Below are 20358 nucleotides of genomic sequence, written 5' to 3' on the forward strand. Positions count from 1 at the left end.
CGCTGTAAATGACAATGGTACTCCAGATAACCCAACAGATGATGGAATTGATTATACCCCTTTTGTAAACTATCATGGATTAGATAGTTTTGAATATGAGATTGAAGATGCAAATGGAGATACTAGCAGAGCTACAGTTTTAATAGAAGTGATTCCTGTGAATGATTTACCGACGGCTGTAGATGATACGCTTACAGTTGATGAGGATAGTATGGATACTAGAATCAATGTATTAGTGAATGACGACTTTGGAGGAGATGGACCAAATACGGGAGGTATTACATTACCAGAAGGTTCTGTGACAGGTCAAGATGATACCGGTCAGGTGAATCCAACGAGTAATGATGGATTGATAACGGTAGATGACAACGGGACACCAAATGATCCAACAGATGATACGATATTGTATTCTCCAGCACCAAATTATAATGGGTTAGACGAATTTAATTATGCAATTACCGATGGTAATGGAGATGTAAGTATTGCAACAGTTTATATAACGGTGAACGCAATTAATGACTTGCCAATAGCAGAAATTGACTTTTTATTAACCGTAGAAGATGCTCCATTAACTACTATAAATGTAACAGAGAATGATGACTTTGGTGGAGATGGTCCGAGTTCAACTCCAATTACTATTGCAAGCGGTACAAGTTCTGCGGGTGGTGTAATAGCCGTAAATGATAATGGTACTCCAACAGACCCAACAGATGATGGTATAGATTATACACCAATGGCCAACTATTTTGGAAATGATAGTTTTGAATATACAATAACGGATAGTGATGGAGATACATCAACAACACCAGTGTATTTATACTTAGATGCCGTAAACGATTTACCAATGGCAGAAGATGACAGTGCTACTGTAATTGAGGACAGTGGAATAACTGTTATAGACGTAACGAGTAATGACGATTTTGGAGGTGATGGTCAAAATTTAGGGTCAATAATAATTGGAATTAGTACTACACCAAATGGTAGTGATATTAGTGTTAATAGTAATGGTACACCAGACGATCCATCAGATGATAAGATAGATTATACGCCAGCGTTAGATTTTAACGGTACAGATAGTTTTGATTATACTATTACTGATAGTGACGGTGACACAAGCACAGCAATAGTTAGGGTGACGGTAACCCCTGTGATTGATGTTAAAAATGATATCATTTTTACAAATGAGGATACGCCAGAAATAATTGATATTTTAGGGAATGATAATGATATTTCTAATACCACAACTATAACTGTTATACCACCAGTTGGTGGAGTTGTAGATATCGATACAAATAATACACCAACAATTCTAGATGATGTATTTACTTATACTCCAGTAGAAGATTATAATGGATTAGATCTATTTAGTTATGAAGTTTGTGAATCAGGTGATTGCTATTCTACAGAAGTTTTAATTTCAATAAAACCTAAATTGGACGTTGAGGATGATTTCTATTTAATTAAAACAAATACCATTAATCCATTACCTTTATTTGAAAATGATAATGATATTCCGCATGACGGATCTATTGTATTTACAAATCCTGGAAATGGAGTGTTAGTTTATGATGACCGAGGAACTCCAAATAACCCAAGTGATGATTTGTTTACATATACACCAAATACTGATTTTGTAGGAGAGGACATGTTAGAATATACAGTTTGTGATGTAGACAATCCATCTTATTGCGAAACAGGTACCGTAACAATTTTAGTTGCATATGCGGGTGCGAATGATGATGAAATTGAAGTGGATGAAGATGGTATAGTTGATATTTTCATGCTTCAAAATGATTTAGACATTCCTCAAACGGGTCGAATTTCATTTGAAGACCCAACGAGTGGAGTGGTGGAGTTAATGAACAATGGTACAATTGATGATCAAAGAGATGATTATTTTGTATACAAGCCAAATGTGGATTTCAATGGTTCAGATAGTTTCATGTATACGGTTTGCGATCAAGGAGAATATTGTACTTCTGCGATGGTAAATATTACAGTTAATCCAATTTTAGATGTAATTGATGATATTGCCGAAACGAATGAGAATTCATCTATAGATATTTCAATATTTGGAAATGATAATGATATTCCAGTAATTGGAACTCTTTCGTTGTCAGCACCTAATTTAGGCGTTGCAGAAATAGTGGATAATGGAACTGCGAATGATATATCAGATGATTATGTTAGCTATACGCCAAATGACGGGCTTTATGGTAATGATTCATTTACGTATACAGTTTGTGACAATAACGGTAACTGCGGAACAGCAATGGTTTCCATATTAATAATCCCAAACATTATACTTTCTAATGATCAAGTAGTAACGGAATATGAAACACCGATAGATATATTTATTTTGGACAATGATGAATTTGTTCCAAGCGATGGATTAATAGCTTTTACAAATCCTTCTAATGGGGTTTTATCAATTAATGATAATAATACTTTAACTGATACTTCTGATGATTTTGTAGAGTATACACCAAATGATAGGTTCTATGGTTTTGATGAATTTACGTACACCATAACAGATGTGAATGATCCTAATAACTCGGCAACTGCAACGGTAAGTATTGAGGTGTTATTGCCAACTACATTCGTTTTACCAAACGAACCAGGAAGTAACAACAAAGGTTTTGGCTTCTCACCAAACGGCGATGGACAGAATGATGTATTACGAATCCACAGTTATAACGGGGAGGTGTTTATTGAAGAACTGTATCCTAACTTTAGTGTTGAGATCTTTAATAGATGGGGCGATCGCTTGTATGAATATAGCCATACAGGTGGTAGTAATACTCCTCAACCAGGTTGGGATGGAACTTCACAAGGAAAGCGGAATTTAGGTGCCAGAGAAGTATTACCAACAGGAACTTATTTCTATACGGTATTTTTTAATGATGGAATTAGAGAGCCTTATTCTGGTTGGATATATTTAAGCAAATAAAAGCATGAACAAGAAGATTTTAATATTAAGCGTGTTTGTATTGTTATCTTTAATTGGATATAGCCAACAAGATGTTCAGTTTACGCAGTATATGTATAATATGAGTGTGATTAACCCTGCCTATACGGGGTCAAGAACCTCGTTGAGTATGTCTATGATGGGGCGAACACAATGGAATGGATTGGATGGGGCACCAAGAACTATTTCTGTAGCGGCAAGTGGACCGATTGCAGATAGAATGGGCTTAGGGGTTACCTTGTTGTCGGATATAATTGGTCCGGTAAAAGAAGAAAGTATTTATGCAGATTACACCTATACCATTAACACTTCTGAAACGGGTAAACTGGCTTTTGGGGCAAAGTTAGGCGCTACTTTTCAAAAGATAGACTTCTTGTCTTTGAGTTTAGATTTAGAAGGAGACCCTTTAATAGATCGTGATAATTTAAACCAAACCTATCCTAATTTTGGAGCTGGATTGTTTTATTACACAGAGAAGTTTTACGCAGGATTTTCTATGCCCAACATAATCAAGTCTCGTCATTTCGAGAAAGAGAATGGTTTTGTTTCTGAGGCTTCAGAAGAAATGCATTTCTTTTTTAATAGTGGTTATGTGTTTGATGTTTCACAAGATATAAAAGTGAGGCCTTCTGTTATGATGAAGGGTACAGCCAATACGCCAATTTCCATAGATGTTGCTGGAAACTTATTGTTTTATGAAATATTTGAATTGGGAGTTGCTTGGCGCGTAGATAGTTCTGTGTCGGGGTTATTTAACTTTGTATTAGGAAAGAATATGCGATTAGGCTATGCTTATGATCATACGCTTTCTAATTTTAGCGCCTACAATTCAGGTTCACACGAAGTCTTTTTCTTATACGGATTGGAATTCAGAAAGAATACCACAAACTCACAAAGGTTTTTTTAAGGAATTATTATATAGTTAGTTAGAGGTTGATTCTTCGAAGAATAGAATAGATTTACTGCTTTAATTTTACCATTTCCTAAACCTTATATATTCTAGAAAAACCGTAAATTCGCAGCCTAATTGTATCTAAGGCAAAGAATGAGCACAAAATTCAGAGAATATAAAGGATTGAACCTAACAAATGTTGCAAAAGAAACCCTTAATTTTTGGGAAAAAAACGACATTTTTCAAAAGAGTATAACTTCGCGCGAAGGAAAAGAACCATACGTGTTTTTTGAAGGGCCTCCGTCTGCAAATGGGCTTCCTGGAATTCACCACGTTATGGGGCGTGCTATTAAAGATATTTTTTGTCGATATAAAACATTACAGGGATACCAAGTAAAGCGAAAAGCTGGTTGGGATACGCATGGATTACCAATTGAATTGGGCGTTGAAAAGGAATTGGGAATTACTAAAGAAGATATTGGTACAAAAATCTCTGTTGAAGATTATAACGATGCATGTAGAAAAGCGGTAATGAAATATACCGATGTTTGGGAGAACTTAACCAAACAAATGGGACATTGGGTAGATATGAACGACCCTTATGTTACCTATAAGCCAAAATATATGGAATCTGTTTGGTGGTTGCTAAAACAATTATACAGCAAAGATTTAATGTATAAGGGATATACTATTCAACCGTATTCTCCTAAGGCAGGTACTGGATTAAGTTCACATGAAATTAATCAGCCAGGTGCATATCAAGATGTTACAGATACAACTTTAGTTGCACAGTTTAAGGCGATAAAAGAATCGTTGCCAGCATTCTTGCAAAAATTTGAAGACGATATTCATTTCTTGGCTTGGACAACTACTCCTTGGACCTTACCATCGAATACAGCCTTAACGGTTGGAAAAAAGATTGATTATGTATTAGTGCAATCTTTTAATCAATATACACATAGACCAATTCAGGTAATTTTAGCAAAAGCTTTAGTTGGAAAACAATTCTCGAAAAAATTCTTTAGCGTTGAATCGTTAGAAGATTTAAGCGATTATAAAGAAAATGATAAGAAAATTCCATATTTCATTGCTGCTGAATTTAAGGGAGCGGATGTATTAGAAGCGAGATATGAACAATTATTGCCATATGCTTTACCATATCAAAACCCTGAAAATGCGTTTAGAGTAATTGCAGGTGATTTTGTCACTACCGAAGACGGTACAGGTATTGTACATACGGCACCTACTTTTGGTGCAGATGATGCCTTGGTTGCAAAACAAGCAGAGCCAGAAGTACCGCCAATGTTAGTATTAGATGAAAATGAGAATCCAGTTCCTTTAGTTGATTTACAAGGGAAATTCACACATCATATGGGTGAATTTGGTGGAAAGTATGTAAAGAACGAATATTACACGGATGGTGAAGCGCCAGATAGATCAATAGATGTTGAATTGGCTATCAAATTAAAAGAAGAGAATAAGGCATTTCACGTTGAAAAATACAAGCATAGTTATCCACATTGTTGGAGAACTGATAAGCCTATTTTATATTATCCATTAGACTCTTGGTTTATCAAGGTTACCGAAAAGCGAGATAGGATGTTCGAGTTAAACGAAGAAATTAACTGGAAACCAAAATCAACTGGAGAAGGACGATTTGGAAACTGGTTAAAGAATGCAAACGACTGGAATTTATCTCGTTCACGCTATTGGGGTATTCCATTACCAATTTGGAGAACTGAAGATGGAACTGAAGAATTAATCATTGGATCTGTTGAGGAGTTGAAGACTGAAATGCAAAAAGCCATAGAGTCAGGCGTTTTAGAAAGCGATATCTATGCAGATTTTGTTGTTGGAGATATGAGTGAAGAAAACTATGCGAAGTTAGATTTACATAAAAATATTGTAGATCAAATTACCTTAGTTTCTGCTTCTGGAAAACCGATGAAACGTGAATCTGATTTAATTGACGTTTGGTTCGATTCTGGTTCAATGCCTTATGCACAATGGCATTACCCTTTTGAAAACAAGGAATTGATTGATGATAATGAGTTCTTTCCAGCAAACTTTATTGCAGAAGGAGTGGATCAAACCAGAGGTTGGTTCTATACTTTACATGCAATTGGTAGTATGGTATTCGATTCTAAGGCATACAAAAATGTTGTGTCAAACGGATTGGTATTAGACAAAGAAGGGAAGAAAATGTCGAAGCGTTTAGGAAATGCTGTAGATCCTTTTGTAACAATGGAGAAATATGGCCCGGATGCTACACGCTGGTACATGATTTCAAATGCAAATCCTTGGGATAACTTAAAGTTTGATGTTGATGGAATTGATGAAGTACGTCGTAAGTTTTTCGGAACACTTTACAACACGTATTCATTCTTTAGTTTATATGCCAACTTAGATAGTTTTAATTATTCTGAAGAAGAATTAGCAATTGAAGATAGGCCAGAAATAGACCGTTGGATTTTATCCGAATTGAACACATTGATAAGAAAAGTTCAGGATGCATTTGATGATTTTGAACCGACAAAAGCAACCCGTTTAATTCAATATTTTGTTACTGAGAATTTAAGTAACTGGTTTGTGCGTTTAAGCAGAAGACGTTTTTGGAAAGGAGATTATCAACAAGACAAGATTTCTGCATATCAGACCTTATACACTTGTATGTTAACCGTTGCTAAATTAGGTTCGCCTGTAGCACCATTCTTTATGGACGCTTTGTATAAAGATTTAGTTGCTGTTACGGATAAAGGAGAAGAGTCTATTCACTTAGATGTATTCCCAACATTTAATGAGGCATTGGTTGATAAGGATTTGGAGCGAAAAATGCAAAAGGCTCAGAAAATATCTTCTATGGTATTGTCGTTAAGAAAGAAGGAGATGATTAAAGTACGTCAGCCATTACAACGTGTTATGATTCCTGTTCTAGATAATCAAGATAGAGAGGATATTATAGCGGTTCAGGATTTAATAATTTCTGAAGTAAATGTAAAAGAAATAGAGTTGTTAGATGATGCTTCAAACATTCTAGTTAAAAATATCAAGCCGAACTTTAAAGTTCTTGGACCAAAGTTTGGAAAAGATATGAGATTGGTTGGATCGGAGATTCAAAAGTTCAGTCAAGAAGATATTAACAAAATAGAAAAAGAGGGTGAAATCGCTATAAAAATTAATGATAATTTTGTAAACTTGTCCGTAGATGAAGTTGAAATTTCATCGCAAGACATTGAGGGTTGGTTAGTAGCCAATCAGGCAGGTTTAACCGTTGCGCTAGATGTTACAATTTCAGAAGAACTGCGTAAAGAAGGGAATGCTAGAGAGTTAATTAATAGAGTTCAAAATTTACGTAAAGATTCAGGTTTAGAAGTGACAGATAAAATAAAATTAAGTATTCAACGTAATACTATTTTAGAGGAGGCTGTTAAGACGAATGAATCTTACATTAAAAATGAAACACTAACAGATTTATTGCAATTTGTAGATGTAATTGAAGAAGGAGTTGAAGTTGCTTTTGACAATGTTGAAACCAAAATATTAATTGAAAAAATTTAGAAAACATGAGTGAAATCCCTACTAAATATTCGGACGCAGATTTAGAAGAATTTAAAGAAATAATTCAGGCTAAAATTGCACATGCACAAGAAGACTTGGACATTTTAAGAGGTACATTTAAAAACGATAGAAATAACGGAACAGAAGATACTTCACCAACATTTAAGGCTTTTGAAGAAGGCTCAGAAACAATGAGTAAAGAAGCGAACGTACAGTTGGCAATTCGTCAGGAAAAATTTATTCGCGACTTAAATAATGCTTTATTACGTATTGAAAATAAAACATATGGTATTTGCCGTGTAACGGGTAAATTAATTCAGAAAGAGCGTTTAAAATTAGTTCCTCATGCTACGTTAAGCATCGAGGCTAAAAAGATGCAATAATCATTTATACACCTTTGTATTGAAAAAATATATCGCTGTTATTTTCATTATTTTATTGATTGATCAAATCTCTAAAATTTATGTAAAAACGCACTTTTTCTTAGGAGAAGATCTTCCAATTTTAGGATTGGATTGGGCAAGAATTCAGTTTGTAGAAAATAATGGAATGGCTTGGGGTACCGAGTTTGGCGGAAAAACAGGGAAATTATTTTTAACATTGTTTAGATTGGTGGCCATTTTCGGAATTGGTTATTGGTTGTGGAGTTCGGTAAAGAAGCATGCACCAAAACTTCTTCTATTTGCTATTGCTTTAATTTTTGCAGGAGCCATGGGTAACATTATAGATTCCGTATTTTATGGATTGTTATTTGACGCCTCAGATCCTAGAACAGGGAATTTAGCCGTATTGTTTGCAGAGAATAATTACGAAGGTCTCTTCTATGGTAAAGTAGTGGATATGTTCTATTTTCCAATAATTAAAAATGGAATGTTTCCAACTTGGATTCCTTTTGTGGGAGGAGATACATTCACTTTTTTCAATGCTATTTTTAATGTCGCAGACTTTGCTATTTCTTGTGGTGTTGGAATTTTAATTGTGTTTAATAAACGAGTTTTTCCAAAAGAAGAGTGGGAAAACACAAGTGAGGAAAGAGCAGCGGATAAAAGTTTATTACAGAAACTATTTGGTTAAATTTTCATGTTGTTTTAATCTGCAAGGATTTATTATAAAGAACAGGATTCAATTTTAAGATTTTTCTTAACATTGAATCCTGTTTTGTTTGTGCTCATAGCTCGGATTTTTAGTAACTTCGTTCTATGCCAACCAATTTAGAATTACAAATAAAAGTACTACCTCAAAAACCTGGAGTATATCAATACTACGATAAGGATGAGAAAATTCTATATGTTGGAAAGGCAAAAAATTTAAAGAAACGCGTTTCATCTTACTTTAATAAAAACCATGATAGTGGTAAAACACGAGTCCTGGTTAAAAAAATAAAAAGCATAAAGCACATTGTTGTTGATACCGAAACGGATGCTTTACTTCTTGAGAATAATCTAATCAAAAAATACCAGCCGCGTTATAATGTGATGTTGAAGGATGATAAAACGTATCCTTGGATTTGCATTAAAAAAGAACGATTCCCACGCCTATTCTTAACCAGAAATGTAATAAAGGACGGCTCTGAATACTTTGGTCCCTATACATCGGTAAGAACCATAAGAGCCCTTATAGAATTGATAAAAGAATTGTATCAACTAAGAACATGTAATTATTTTTTAAGTGAGAAAAATGTTGAGGAAGGCAAGTATAAAAAATGCTTAGAGTACCATATTGGCAATTGTAAAGCCCCGTGTGAAGACTTGCAAGAAGAGGAAGATTATAACAACAGCATTAGAGAAATCCGTCAAATAATTCGAGGAAACTTTAAAGAATCTCTTCAATCTTTAAACGATTTAATGAAAGGTTTTGCTGCAAATATGGAATTTGAGCAGGCGCAGAAAATTAAGGAGAAAGTAGCACTGCTTGCTAATTATCAAGCAAAATCGACTGTTGTAAACCCATCTATTAACAATGTAGATGTGTTCTCTATTGTAACTGATGAAAGTTATGCCTATATCAATTTTTTAAAAATTATGAATGGGGCTATCATTCAATCGCATACTTCAGAAATTAAAAAGAAGTTAGATGAAACGGATAAAGAGTTGTTGGAATTGTCAATTATTGAAATTAGGCAACGTTTTAATTCTTTATCTAGAGAAATATATGTGCCATTTGAAGTTGAAGTAGGGGCTGATATTAAAGTAACGGTTCCTAAACTTGGCGATAAAAAGCGTATTGTAGATTTATCCTTAAGAAATGCAAAGTATTTTAGGCAAGAACAATTTAAACAGATTAAGATAGTTGATCCAGACAGGCATGTTAACCGCATAATGGCACAAATGAAAATTGATTTGCGATTGGCAGATGAGCCTAGACATATAGAATGTTTTGACAATTCAAATATTCAAGGAACGCATCCGGTTGCAGCCTGTGTAGTGTTTAGAAATGGAAAACCAAGTAAGAAGGAATACAGGCATTTTAATATTAAAACCGTTGAGGGGCCAGATGATTTTGCTTCTATGGAAGAAGTTGTTTTTAGACGATATAGAAGATTAGTTGAAGAAGGGCAAGATTTACCTCAATTAATCGTTATCGATGGAGGAAAAGGTCAACTTTCTTCCGCTTTAAAAAGTTTAGATGTGCTGGGTTTAAGGAATAAAATTGCTATTATTGGTATTGCTAAGAGGCTAGAGGAGATTTATTATCCGAACGATCCAATTCCATTATATTTGGATAAAAAGTCAGAGTCGTTAAAAATTGTTCAACAATTACGAAATGAAGCGCACAGATTCGGGATTACACATCACCGAAACAAGCGTAGTAAAACTGCTATTCAAACAGAGTTAGAACAAATACCAGGAATTGGACGGCAAACAATAGTTACTTTGTTGCAGCATTTTAGATCAACAAAAAGAGTAACGAGTGCTACCTTGACAGAATTGACAGATGTTATAGGTGAGTCTAGGGCTAAAAAATTGTTTAATTATTACCATAAATGAAAAAGAAAACTGCTTTAATAGTACTCTTATTTCTATCAATTGGGTTGCATGCTCAATGGGAAAGATCGGATAAAGATGACATAAAAGTAGGTTTGGTTTTGTCTGGTGGGGGCGCTAAAGGTTTTGCCCATGTAGGTGTTATTAAGGTGCTAGAAGAGGCCGGAATTCGAGTTGATTTTGTTGGAGGTACAAGTATGGGAGCAATTATTGGTTCGTTGTACGCTTCGGGTTATTCATCAAAAGATATAGATTCCATTATAAGATCGGTAGATTTCGAGAAAATTATGCTCGATGAAATCCCAAGAAGAGCTAAACCGTTTTATGAAAAGCAAAGTGGAGAAAACCATGTATTAGTATTGCCTATAAAGAAGAAGAAGATTGAATTACCGAAGGCTATATCTAAAGGACAAAATGTATTAAATCTTCTAACTGAATTGTTGGATCATGTTGATACAGTATCTGATTTTAACAAATTACCTATTCCTTTTGTTTGTATTGCAACTGATATTGAAACGGGGGAACCGGTTGTGATTAGAGATGGATTCTTACCCACTGCGGTTCAGGCTAGTGGAGCATTCCCAACATTATTAGAGCCAGTAGAAAGAGATGGGAGGCTTTTAATAGATGGGGGTGTTGTAAATAATTTTCCGGTTAATGAAGTAAAAAAGATGGGGGCAGATGTTATTATTGGCGTTAGTTTAAGTAATAACTTCGATAAGAAAGAGGACTTAAATTCCATTTTAAAAATAATAAATCAAATTGTAAACTTTCAAGTGTATTCAAATTATGAAGATCAAGTAAAAAGTACAGATGTGCATTTAAATCCTGATATGCGAGGGTACGATGTAACTTCATTTGACAAATACGATACGATTTTTAATTTAGGGGAAGCTATTGCTAGAACAAGAATGCAAGATCTTTTGGAAATTGCAGAGGCTCAAAAAGAGAAAAGACCTCCATTTGAATTGACCAAAAGACAAAAAGAATTTAATATTTCGGCAATAGACATTGAGGGAAATTTAGATTACACGAATAAATATGTAATGGCTAAAATGAAGTTGGAAGTAGGTAAGACAATCTCGTATTCAGATATACTTGATGGAATAAATCAATTGTCGGCAACTGGAAATTTTACAAATATTCAATATAAACTTATCGAGGAAGAAAAGGGAGTTCGAGTTGAATTGAAATTGAAACAGAATGAAATTCCCACACACGCAAAGTTTGCTATTCATTATGACGACTTATACAAATCTGCTGTGCTTGCAAATATTACGACCAAACATGCCTTAACTAAAAATGATGTTATTTCGGCTGATTTGATTTTAGGAGATAATATCAGATATAATTTCGATTATTTTATAGATAATGGATCTAATTGGAGTTTTGGATTGAATTCTAGATACAATACATTCAAAGCAGATGTTCAAGTTGATTGGATTCCTAGTGTGGTTAATAAAATAGACCTAAAATATCGTGATTTTACGAACCAAATTTATTTTCAATCAGTAATAAATAGATCATTTGCGGTTGGAATAGGTGCAGAGCACAAGAATATAAGAGCGTATACGGAAACATTTGTACCTTCGACCACATCAAATGAAGATGAAGACCGCAATTATTTTGACAAATCTAATTACTACAACTTTATTTCTTATCTAAAGTTAGACACTTACGATAAAAAATATTTTCAAAAAAGCGGTTTAAATCTAGATATAGATTTTAGGTGGTATTTATTTTCTAACGATTATAATAATAATTTTGAGTCGTTCTCTCAATTGAAAGGGAAATTTGGTTATGCACATACTTTTTTTGATAAATTAACACTACATTTTATTACGGAAGCTGGAGTTACCATTGGTAATAATGAAAATGAAATTTTGGACTATCACTTAGGAGGATTAGGAGAGAATTATATCAATACATTCCTTCCGTTTTATGGTTATGAATTTGCCACTCTATCAGATAGCGGATTTTTATTATCAACTATTGAAACTAGATACGAATTGTTTAAAAACAATTATTTATTAGGAGCGGCAAGTGTTGCCAGAGTAGAAGATGACTTGCTTAATGAAGGACGAATATTTGAAAATACCAAAGTTGGATTTAATCTGGGTTATGGAGTAGACTCCATTATTGGTCCGGTAGAATTAAATCTTACATATTCGCCAGATACCGATGAAAGTTTTTGGTACTTTAATTTAGGATACTGGTTCTAAGACATAAAAAAACCCATTGCTATTGCAATGGGTTTTTACTTTGATATTGTGAGCCTTTTATTTACTTCCATTTACTCTATCAAAATGATATTGTAAATATTGGTAAGCATCACGAGGCAAAATTTTAATCCACTTTTTGTATTTAAAGAACCATTTAGCTTGTATAGAAGGGTATCCTTGCTTTAAATACGAAGCTATAAATGGGTGCACATTCAGTGTCACTTTTTTATAATTCTTTAAATTAATAATTTTATCAAGTTCGTTTTCAATTTTGTCAATTAAAACAATTGGTGCTTCTACTTCTCCGTTTTTATTCGGATTCGGTTCGCGCGTTTTAATAATCATTTCCGGTCTTACTCTTTGTCGAGTAATTTGCACCAGTCCAAATTTACTTGGAGGTAGAATTTTGTGTTTGGTACGATCGAAATTCATTTCTTTTTTCATATGATCGTACAATTTTTGTCTATCCTCTGCTCTGTGCATATCGATAAAATCAACAACAATAATTCCTCCCATGTCGCGCAACTGTAATTGACGTGCAATTTCACTTGCAGCAATTAAGTTCACCTCTAACGCAGTTTCGGCTTGTGATTTAGCTTTGTTAGAACGATTACCGCTATTTACATCAATAACATGTAATGCTTCGGTATGTTCAATAACTAAATAAGCACCTCTGCTCATAGAAACAGTTTTTCCAAAAGCTGTTTTAATTTGGCGTTCTATGCCATATTTTTCAAAAATTGGAACACTTGAATTGTGGAGTTTCACTATAGATTCTTTTGCTGGAGCAATTTCTTGGATATAATCTTTTATTTCAAAGAATAGTGCTTCATCATCAACAATTATGTTGCTGAAAGAATCATTAAAAACATCTCTTAAAATTGAAGATGCTCTGTTTAATTCACTTAAAACTTTTGTAGGCGGCTTGGCTCTTTTAATTTGTTTGCACATGCCTACCCATCTTTCTAAAGAATTTTGAAGGTCTTTGTCTAAGTCTGCTACTTTTTTGTCTTGAGCAACAGTTCTAACAATAACTCCAAAATTTTTAGGTTTAATACTTTTAATTAATCGTTTTAATCTTTCTTTTTCCTTTGGGTCATCTATCTTTTGAGATACAGATATCCTATTTGAAAAAGGGACTAAAACTAAGTATCTACCTGCAATTGACAACTCGGAATTAAGTCGAGGTCCTTTGGTAGAAATTGGTTCTTTTACTATTTGAACCAATAATTCTTGTCCTGTTTTAAGTACATCATTAATATTTCCATTTTTATCGATGTCTTTTTCGAAATGGAAATTTTTTAAAGTGAAATCTTTTTGTTTGCCTGTGTTAACTCCTTTAATGAATTTAGCTAAGGATAACAATTGCGCTCCTAAATCATGATAATGTAAAAAGCCATCTTTGGCATAATTTACATTTACAAAAGCAGCGTTTAAACCAGTTAATGTTTTTCCAATTTTTGCTAGAAAAATATCACCAACTGAAATTTTGTTGTCATTTGTCTCCTTGTTTAATTCAATAAGCCTCCCCTCTTTTAATAAGGCAAAGTCAATATCAGAGGAACTGGATCTAATAATTAATTCTGTTTTCACTCTGAATTGTTTTTGATCGATTTATTGTTTTAAGAACAAATCGATGGGTTAATAAATTACACAGGTTTTTAACCTGTTGAAACATGAATAAACCATGTTTCTTTTTCAAAGAACGTATCTTTTTACAAAAGAAAAAGTAAGTTAAACTTACTTTTTCTTCTTGTGTCTGTTAGCTCTTGCTCTCTTCTTACGCTTGTGCGTAGAGATCTTAGCTCTTTTTCTTTTTTTACCACTTGGCATAATTATACGGTGTTTAAGTTTTTAAAAAAGCAATAATTATTTTATTGCCACTTTTGTTTTTACTCCTTCTACAAATACTTTAGCAGGTTTAAATGCAGGTATATTGTGAGCAGGAATTTTTATAGTTGTATTTTTTGAAATATTTCTACCAGTCTTTTCAGCTCTTTCTTTAATAATGAAACTGCCAAATCCTCTTAAGTAAACATTCTCTCCACCTTCTAATGAATCTTTAACTTCGTCCATAAATGCCTCAACTGCTGCCAAAACATCTCCCTTTTCAATACCTGATTTCTCTGAAATTTTTGATACGATATCTGCTTTTGTCATTTTAAATATAATTTTTTATTTGGGTTCTAATTTGAGGATGCAAATATATGACAATAAATTCAACTTCAAAAGGTTATGGAATTAAAATTTGAGCAGATAATTAATGTATCTTTGGACCCTGATTTTAAGCAATGAAATTTTCTAATATTCTCACACAATGGTACTTATTGCATAAGCGAGATTTACCTTGGCGAAACACTACAAATCCGTATTTCATTTGGTTGTCCGAAATCATATTGCAACAAACGCGAGTTGACCAAGGAATGGCCTATTATTTTAAATTTATAGAGACTTTTCCTACCGTTCAGGATTTAGCAAACAGCTCAGAAGAAGAGGTGCTTAATCTTTGGCAAGGACTCGGGTACTACTCAAGAGCTAGGAATTTGCATTTCTCAGCAAAATATATTGTAGATGAATGTAAAGGTGAATTTCCCAATACCTACTCAGAAATTATAAAGTTAAAAGGTGTAGGAGATTATACAGCTTCTGCAATTGCTTCCATCTGTTTTAATGAATCGACTGCGGTGGTGGATGGGAATGTATATCGTGTATTGGCCCGTTATTTTGCAATTGAAACCCCAATAAATTCCACAAAAGGGATAAAGGAATTTAAGTTATTGGCCCAAGAATTAATAGATTCTAAAAATGCGGCTATGCACAATCAGGCAATAATGGAGTTTGGCGCAAGAATGTGCAAGCCTCAAAATCCAGATTGTAGTATTTGTCCCTTAAATGAGAGTTGTGTATCGCTTCAAAAAAAGAAAGTAAAATTACTACCGATTAAAGAAAAGAAAATAAAAATAAAAAAAAGACACCTTAATTATGTAGCTCTTATTTCTTCTGATAAAAAAACGATTTTAAAGAAGAGAGTAGGTAAAGGTATTTGGCAAAACTTGTATGAATTTAAGTTAATTGAATCAGAATCAAAAATTGAAAAGGCTGATTTGTTGAGTGATCTTTTTTTTACTGATGTTTTGAACGGAAAACAAATTGAATTGACAAAGTTTAACAATGATGAGATTGTTCACAAACTATCACATCAGCATTTATTTTGCACTTTTTGGGTTGTTGAATTAGACGGGGAAATGTCTAATGGTGTTCATTGGAATTCTATTGATGATTACCCTGTTCCTATATTAATTCATAATTTTGTAGAAGAATTGAAACGAAGCACAATTTTTAGTATTTTTGAATAGCAAAGAATAAATTATGGCTGGAACTTTAAATAAGGTAATGTTAATTGGACATTTAGGAGACGAAGTAAAAATGCATTATTTTGATGACAAAAATTCAATTGGTCGTTTTCCTATTGCAACTAACGAATCTTATACCAATAAGCAGACTGGTGAAAAAGTTACCACGACCGAGTGGCACAACCTTGTAGTGAGAAATAAATTAGCCGAAATTTGTGAAAAATACCTTACGAAAGGAGATAAAGTATATTGCGAAGGAAGAATAAAAACCCGTCAGTGGGAGGCTGAAGGAGTTAAACGCTATTCCACAGAAATTCATGTTGTAGACATGACTTTTCTTTCTACAAAACGAGAGTTAGGTTCGAAACCAGCGCAGCCTGCTGACAAGAGTGCTGCTCCTGTACAAAATACAAGTTCTACCGAAACGGAGAATGATGATTTGCCATTTTAGCATTAACCAAAACTGAAGTAATTGGATCCGGAACCCGCGAGTTTACAACTTATACCAGAAACGATTTTTACGGGAATTTTTATTTTGAAATTAGCAAGTATATTAATTTTGTTAGTTTGTTCGGCATTTATTTCTGGTGCCGAAGTAGCATTTTTTTCTTTATCTCAAACGGAATTAGAAAAGGCAAAGGAGTCAAAATCTAAACGTCAGAAGCAAGTGGTAACTTTCTTGGAGAAGCCCAAAAAATTGTTAGCGACTATTTTAGTGACAAATAATTTTGTCAATATTTTAATCGTTTTAATTTTCGCTTATTTGAGTGAAGATTTATTCCGAAATTTAAATTATAGTATTGATTTATATTTTTTCAATCTTTCCGTCAGATTCATATTAGAGGTAGTGCTGATCACTTTTTTAATTTTATTGTTTGGCGAGGTTTTGCCAAAAGTATATGCAAATAGAAATTCACTAAAGTTTGCATCTTTTATGGTTGTCCCAATTAAAGGGTTAAGTGTTGTTTTTACACCGATTAGTTTGCCATTAATGAAAATGACTAATTTAATAGAAAGAAGATTGGGGCAAAAAAACTCAAAGTTTTCGGTTGAAACTCTATCACAGGCATTGGAGTTGACCTCTGATAATGCCACGACAGAGGATGAGCAAAAAATATTAGAAGGTATTGTAAGTTTTGGAAATACTGAGACCATTCAAATAATGAAGCCAAGAATCGATGTTTTTGCCATTTCTGACACCGAAAGTTTTGAAAAAGTTGTTTCCGAAATTGTAAAGCATGGTTTTTCTAGAAATCCAGTTTATCATGAGAGTATTGATGAAATTGTAGGAGTACTTTATGCCAAGGATTTACTATTGCATTTAGATAAGAAAAACTTTAAATGGCAATCTTTATTAAGAGAAGTGATTTTTGTTCCTGAAAACAAAAAACTAGATGATCTTTTAAAAGAGTTTCAAGAAAAAAAGATTCATCTTGCCGTGGTAGTAGATGAATATGGAGGCACAAGTGGAATTGTAACCTTGGAAGATATAATTGAAGAAATTGTTGGAGATATTACGGATGAATTTGATGATGATGACCTTTCATATTCTAAACTAGATGCTAACAATTATGTGTTTGAGGGTAAAACCTCAATAAAAGATTTTTCTAAGGTAATTGGTATAGAAGAGGAGTTGTTTGAAGAAGAAAAAGGGGAGACGGAAACATTAGCGGGATTTATTTTAGAAGTTTCAGGGAAGTTTCCAAAAGTAAAAGAAGTAATAAAGTTTAGACAATTATCGTTTAAAATTGAGGCGATGGATAAGCGTAGAGTGAAACGAATTAAGGTAACGATAAATAGAAAATTGGATGAGAATTAGAGTAGTGTTAGTATTTGCATTGGTTACTTTATTTGCTTCTTGTTCTGAGGATGTTTTACCAAAGCCAAAGGCGCAGTTAAGATTAGAATATCCTGAAAATTCCTACCAAAGAGTAACAAGTGGTTGCCCATATGTAATTGAGATTTCTCAAAATTCACAAATAGAATTCACGGAAAATTGTTGGGCGCAAATTCATTATCCAACACTAAATGCGACAATGCATATAACCTATCGTGAGGTAGAAGATGATTTGAACGCTATACTTAAAGAAGTTGAGAAATTGACGTATGAACATACTATAAAGGCAGACAATATACCGTATGCAATTCCTTATGAAAATGATGTGAAAAAGGTGTTCGGAAAAATTATGAATGTTGAAGGCGATGTTGCTTCCAATTTACAATTTCACGTAACGGATAGTGTTAAAAATGTACTATACGGAAGTTTGTATTTTAATGTAAAACCTAATTATGATTCTATTTTGCCTGCCATAAAATACATAGAAAAAGACATTCGAAATTTGGTGGAGAGTGTAGAATGGAAAAATTAGATTATTCCGTTTCTTCCTTAATCTCTTCTATTAAGGTAAATTCATCAACAACACTTGTAGAGGTTACTTTGTATAACTCTCCTCCAGCAATTCCGTTGATGTGTTTTTCAATATCCTCAATAGAAATTTTATTGGTGTTAACTGTAAATTGCCCTAAACCTTGTTCAAAACTTACATTGGCATAAATTATTCCTTCCAGTTTATGAGTTTTAGATTCTATTAGTTTTGCACAGCCAATTTCACAAGTCATTCCTTCAATGGTAACTTCTACATTTTCAATTTTTGCAACCCGATTTTCTGAATTTGATTTGTCAACCTTTTTATTGGAAGTAGTTTGTGTATTACAAGCAAATATAATGATAGAGATAAAAGCGAATATGTAGATTCTCAAAAGTTTCATGACTTAAATTATTAGGTTGCAAAATTACAATCTAATGTCAAATATTCCGAATTATTTAACCGACTTTTGCATTTGAATAAAAAATAATTCAATGAATTTGAGTCAGAATAAATGGTTAATTTTAACAATACTATCGTTAATATGGGGCAGTTCATTTATATTAATTAAAAAAGGACTTGTCGGTTTATCTCCAGTGCAGTTAGGTGCATTACGAGTTGTTTTTACCGGGGTATTTCTTTTTTCAGTTGGGTATAAATCTTTAAAAACACTTCACAAGTCTAATTATAAATGGATTGTGCTTTCTGGATTTATTGGCACCTTTTTTCCAGCATTTTTATTTGCCTTTGCTGAAACCGAGGTAGACAGTGCTGTAGTATCGATATTAAATTCTCTAACGCCCTTGAATACGATTTTAATTGGACTGTCAGTTTTTAAAATTGGTGCAACACGTAGGCAATTTTTCGGAGTTATAATTGGATTTGTTGGTACTGCTATTTTAATTGCAGCAGGTGCAGATTTAAACCCCAATCAAAACTATTTGTATGCAGGTTTTATCATTTTGGCTAGTGTTATGTATGGAATTAATGTGAACTTAATTAAAAGGTATTTGCAAAACGAAAAACCCTTAGCTATTGCTACAGGTAATTTTATTCCAATTGTTATTCCAGCGTTTTTGATTTTGATTTTCTCCGGTTTTTTTGATTCTTCAACACTTCAAGTTGATGGTATTTATAGTTCAATTGGCTATGTTTTAATTTTGTCCATTTTCGGGACAGCCTTGGCTAAAGTGTTTTTTAATAATCTTGTTCAAATATCATCACCAGTATTTGCATCTTCTGTGACTTATGTTATGACTATTGTGGCTATAATTTGGGGGGTGTTAGACGGAGAAAGAATTGGTTTTATTCAAATCGTTGGTGGGGCAATTATTCTTTTTGGGGTGTATTTGGCAAACAAGAAAAGAGGTAATTGAATAGCAGGTGTTTAGCCGTGTATTTATTCGATTAAAATATTTGTTCATTAGTTAAAAACCACTATATTTGCACCCGCCTAAATAGTAGGTGAAAGTATATTTTAACAAAGCGAAATTTAAATTTAATCGTATGTACGCAATTGTAGAGATAGCAGGGCAGCAATTTAAAGTAGCAAAAGACCAAAAAGTATTCGTACACCGTTTACAAGGTGAAACAGGTTCAAAAGTAACTTTTGACAATGTTTTATTAGTAGATAACGGAGACATTACTGTTGGCGCCCCGGCTATAGAAGGAGCAGCAGTGACTGCCAAAATCTTAAATCACTTAAAAGGTGATAAGGTAATCGTTTTTAAGAAAAAACGTAGAAAAGGATATAAAGTAAAGAACGGTCACAGACAGTCTTTAACTGAAATCCAAATTGAAGGTATTGCAGCAAAAGGAGCTAAAAAAGCACCAGCAAAAAAAGCAGCCGCACCTAAAAAAGAAGCGAAAGTTGAAGCACCTGCAGTAGCAGAAGAAGCACAAGACTTTAGCAAAATGACTGTTGCTGAATTGAAAGATTTAGCAAAAGCAAAAGGAATTACAGGAATTTCTTCTATGAAGAAGGCTGATTTAATTGCAGCATTAAGTTAATTAAC

The 20358-nt window shown here is 33.4% G+C and carries 16 protein-coding genes; 13 read left to right on the forward strand and 3 right to left on the reverse strand.

Annotated elements, in window-relative coordinates; genetic code table 11:
• From RM519_RS11990 to RM519_RS12020, 7 genes are all read left to right on the forward strand, one after another.
• On the forward strand, positions 1 to 2950 hold a 2950-nt coding region (locus tag RM519_RS11990), incomplete at its 5' end, for an Ig-like domain-containing protein (protein ID WP_311594057.1).
• Between the two features lie 4 nt (positions 2951 to 2954).
• Positions 2955 to 3875, forward strand: a complete 921-nt coding sequence (locus RM519_RS11995; RefSeq protein WP_311594058.1) for a PorP/SprF family type IX secretion system membrane protein — start codon at positions 2955 to 2957, stop codon at positions 3873 to 3875.
• A 138-nt stretch (positions 3876 to 4013) separates the two neighbouring features.
• The gene (gene ileS, locus RM519_RS12000; protein ID WP_311594059.1) at positions 4014 to 7418 is read left to right on the forward strand and encodes an isoleucine--tRNA ligase; all 3405 of its coding nucleotides are present in this window, start codon (positions 4014 to 4016) and stop codon (positions 7416 to 7418) included.
• Positions 7419 to 7423: 5 nt separating this feature from the next.
• The gene (locus RM519_RS12005) at positions 7424 to 7801 is read left to right on the forward strand and encodes a TraR/DksA family transcriptional regulator (RefSeq protein ID WP_311594060.1); all 378 of its coding nucleotides are present in this window, start codon (positions 7424 to 7426) and stop codon (positions 7799 to 7801) included.
• 19 nt (positions 7802 to 7820) lie between these two features.
• Complete coding sequence (locus RM519_RS12010; RefSeq protein ID WP_311594061.1) at positions 7821 to 8492, forward strand: lipoprotein signal peptidase; 672 nt, start codon at positions 7821 to 7823, stop codon at positions 8490 to 8492.
• A 125-nt stretch (positions 8493 to 8617) separates the two neighbouring features.
• Entirely contained in the window at positions 8618 to 10405 is a 1788-nt protein-coding gene (gene uvrC, locus RM519_RS12015) for an excinuclease ABC subunit UvrC (protein ID WP_311594062.1), read from the forward strand.
• Complete coding sequence (locus tag RM519_RS12020) at positions 10402 to 12624, forward strand: patatin-like phospholipase family protein (RefSeq protein WP_311594063.1); 2223 nt, start codon at positions 10402 to 10404, stop codon at positions 12622 to 12624. Before uvrC ends, RM519_RS12020 begins: the two co-directional genes overlap by 4 nt.
• Before the next feature lie 57 nt (positions 12625 to 12681).
• Here RM519_RS12020 and RM519_RS12025 read toward each other — a convergent pair whose 3' ends face one another.
• Both RM519_RS12025 and RM519_RS12030 read right to left on the reverse strand, forming a co-directional pair.
• Positions 12682 to 14217, reverse strand: a complete 1536-nt coding sequence (locus RM519_RS12025; RefSeq protein ID WP_311594064.1) for an Rne/Rng family ribonuclease — start codon at positions 14215 to 14217, stop codon at positions 12682 to 12684.
• 276 nt (positions 14218 to 14493) lie between these two features.
• Positions 14494 to 14784: an HU family DNA-binding protein gene (locus RM519_RS12030; RefSeq protein WP_311594065.1), complete on the reverse strand. Its 291-nt coding sequence runs from the start codon at positions 14782 to 14784 to the stop codon at positions 14494 to 14496.
• A gap of 131 nt (positions 14785 to 14915) precedes the next feature.
• Here RM519_RS12030 and mutY point away from each other — a divergent pair, with 131 nt between their 5' ends.
• Genes mutY through gldD form a run of 4 tightly spaced genes read left to right on the forward strand, consistent with a single transcriptional unit; the run spans position 14916 to position 18346 of the window.
• Complete coding sequence (mutY, locus tag RM519_RS12035) at positions 14916 to 15980, forward strand: A/G-specific adenine glycosylase (RefSeq protein WP_311594066.1); 1065 nt, start codon at positions 14916 to 14918, stop codon at positions 15978 to 15980.
• A gap of 13 nt (positions 15981 to 15993) precedes the next feature.
• Positions 15994 to 16428 carry a single-stranded DNA-binding protein gene (locus RM519_RS12040; RefSeq protein ID WP_311594067.1) on the forward strand — a complete coding sequence of 145 codons (435 nt, stop codon included), beginning with the start codon at positions 15994 to 15996 and terminating at the stop codon, positions 16426 to 16428.
• A 21-nt stretch (positions 16429 to 16449) separates the two neighbouring features.
• Complete coding sequence (gene gldE, locus RM519_RS12045) at positions 16450 to 17796, forward strand: gliding motility-associated protein GldE (protein WP_311594068.1); 1347 nt, start codon at positions 16450 to 16452, stop codon at positions 17794 to 17796.
• Positions 17786 to 18346 carry a gliding motility lipoprotein GldD gene (gene gldD / locus RM519_RS12050; protein WP_311594069.1) on the forward strand — a complete coding sequence of 187 codons (561 nt, stop codon included), beginning with the start codon at positions 17786 to 17788 and terminating at the stop codon, positions 18344 to 18346. The genes gldE and gldD overlap by 11 nt, the downstream gene beginning before the upstream one ends.
• A 1-nt stretch (position 18347) precedes the next feature.
• On the opposite strand, the gene RM519_RS12055 is transcribed toward gldD, so the two are convergent.
• Complete coding sequence (locus RM519_RS12055) at positions 18348 to 18746, reverse strand: heavy-metal-associated domain-containing protein (protein WP_311594070.1); 399 nt, start codon at positions 18744 to 18746, stop codon at positions 18348 to 18350.
• Between the two features lie 91 nt (positions 18747 to 18837).
• Between RM519_RS12055 and RM519_RS12060 the strand changes: the two genes are divergently transcribed.
• Positions 18838 to 19719 (forward strand): DMT family transporter, encoded by an 882-nt coding sequence (locus RM519_RS12060; RefSeq protein ID WP_311594071.1) that lies wholly within the window; start codon positions 18838 to 18840, stop codon positions 19717 to 19719.
• 130 nt (positions 19720 to 19849) lie between these two features.
• Positions 19850 to 20353, forward strand: a complete 504-nt coding sequence (gene rplU, locus RM519_RS12065; protein WP_311594072.1) for a 50S ribosomal protein L21 — start codon at positions 19850 to 19852, stop codon at positions 20351 to 20353.
• Positions 20354 to 20358: the final 5 nt, after the last annotated feature.

It is taken from the genome of Urechidicola vernalis (assembly GCF_031846385.1).
In the GTDB taxonomy this organism is placed as follows: domain Bacteria; phylum Bacteroidota; class Bacteroidia; order Flavobacteriales; family Flavobacteriaceae; genus Urechidicola; species Urechidicola vernalis.

Excerpts from the sequence above, each read along its gene's own strand:
- RM519_RS11995 (WP_311594058.1), top strand. The coding sequence starts at position 2,955 with ATGAACAAGAAGATTTTAATATTAAGCGTGTTTGTATTGTTATCTTTA.
- ileS (WP_311594059.1), top strand. The coding sequence starts at position 4,014 with ATGAGCACAAAATTCAGAGAATATAAAGGATTGAACCTAACAAATGTT.
- RM519_RS12005 (WP_311594060.1), top strand. The coding sequence starts at position 7,424 with ATGAGTGAAATCCCTACTAAATATTCGGACGCAGATTTAGAAGAATTT.
- uvrC (WP_311594062.1), top strand. The coding sequence starts at position 8,618 with ATGCCAACCAATTTAGAATTACAAATAAAAGTACTACCTCAAAAACCT.
- RM519_RS12020 (WP_311594063.1), top strand. The coding sequence starts at position 10,402 with ATGAAAAAGAAAACTGCTTTAATAGTACTCTTATTTCTATCAATTGGG.
- RM519_RS12030 (WP_311594065.1), bottom strand. The coding sequence starts at position 14,784 with ATGACAAAAGCAGATATCGTATCAAAAATTTCAGAGAAATCAGGTATT.
- mutY (WP_311594066.1), top strand. The coding sequence starts at position 14,916 with ATGAAATTTTCTAATATTCTCACACAATGGTACTTATTGCATAAGCGA.
- RM519_RS12040 (WP_311594067.1), top strand. The coding sequence starts at position 15,994 with ATGGCTGGAACTTTAAATAAGGTAATGTTAATTGGACATTTAGGAGAC.
- gldD (WP_311594069.1), top strand. The coding sequence starts at position 17,786 with ATGAGAATTAGAGTAGTGTTAGTATTTGCATTGGTTACTTTATTTGCT.
- RM519_RS12055 (WP_311594070.1), bottom strand. The coding sequence starts at position 18,746 with ATGAAACTTTTGAGAATCTACATATTCGCTTTTATCTCTATCATTATA.
- RM519_RS12060 (WP_311594071.1), top strand. The coding sequence starts at position 18,838 with ATGAATTTGAGTCAGAATAAATGGTTAATTTTAACAATACTATCGTTA.
- rplU (WP_311594072.1), top strand. The coding sequence starts at position 19,850 with ATGTACGCAATTGTAGAGATAGCAGGGCAGCAATTTAAAGTAGCAAAA.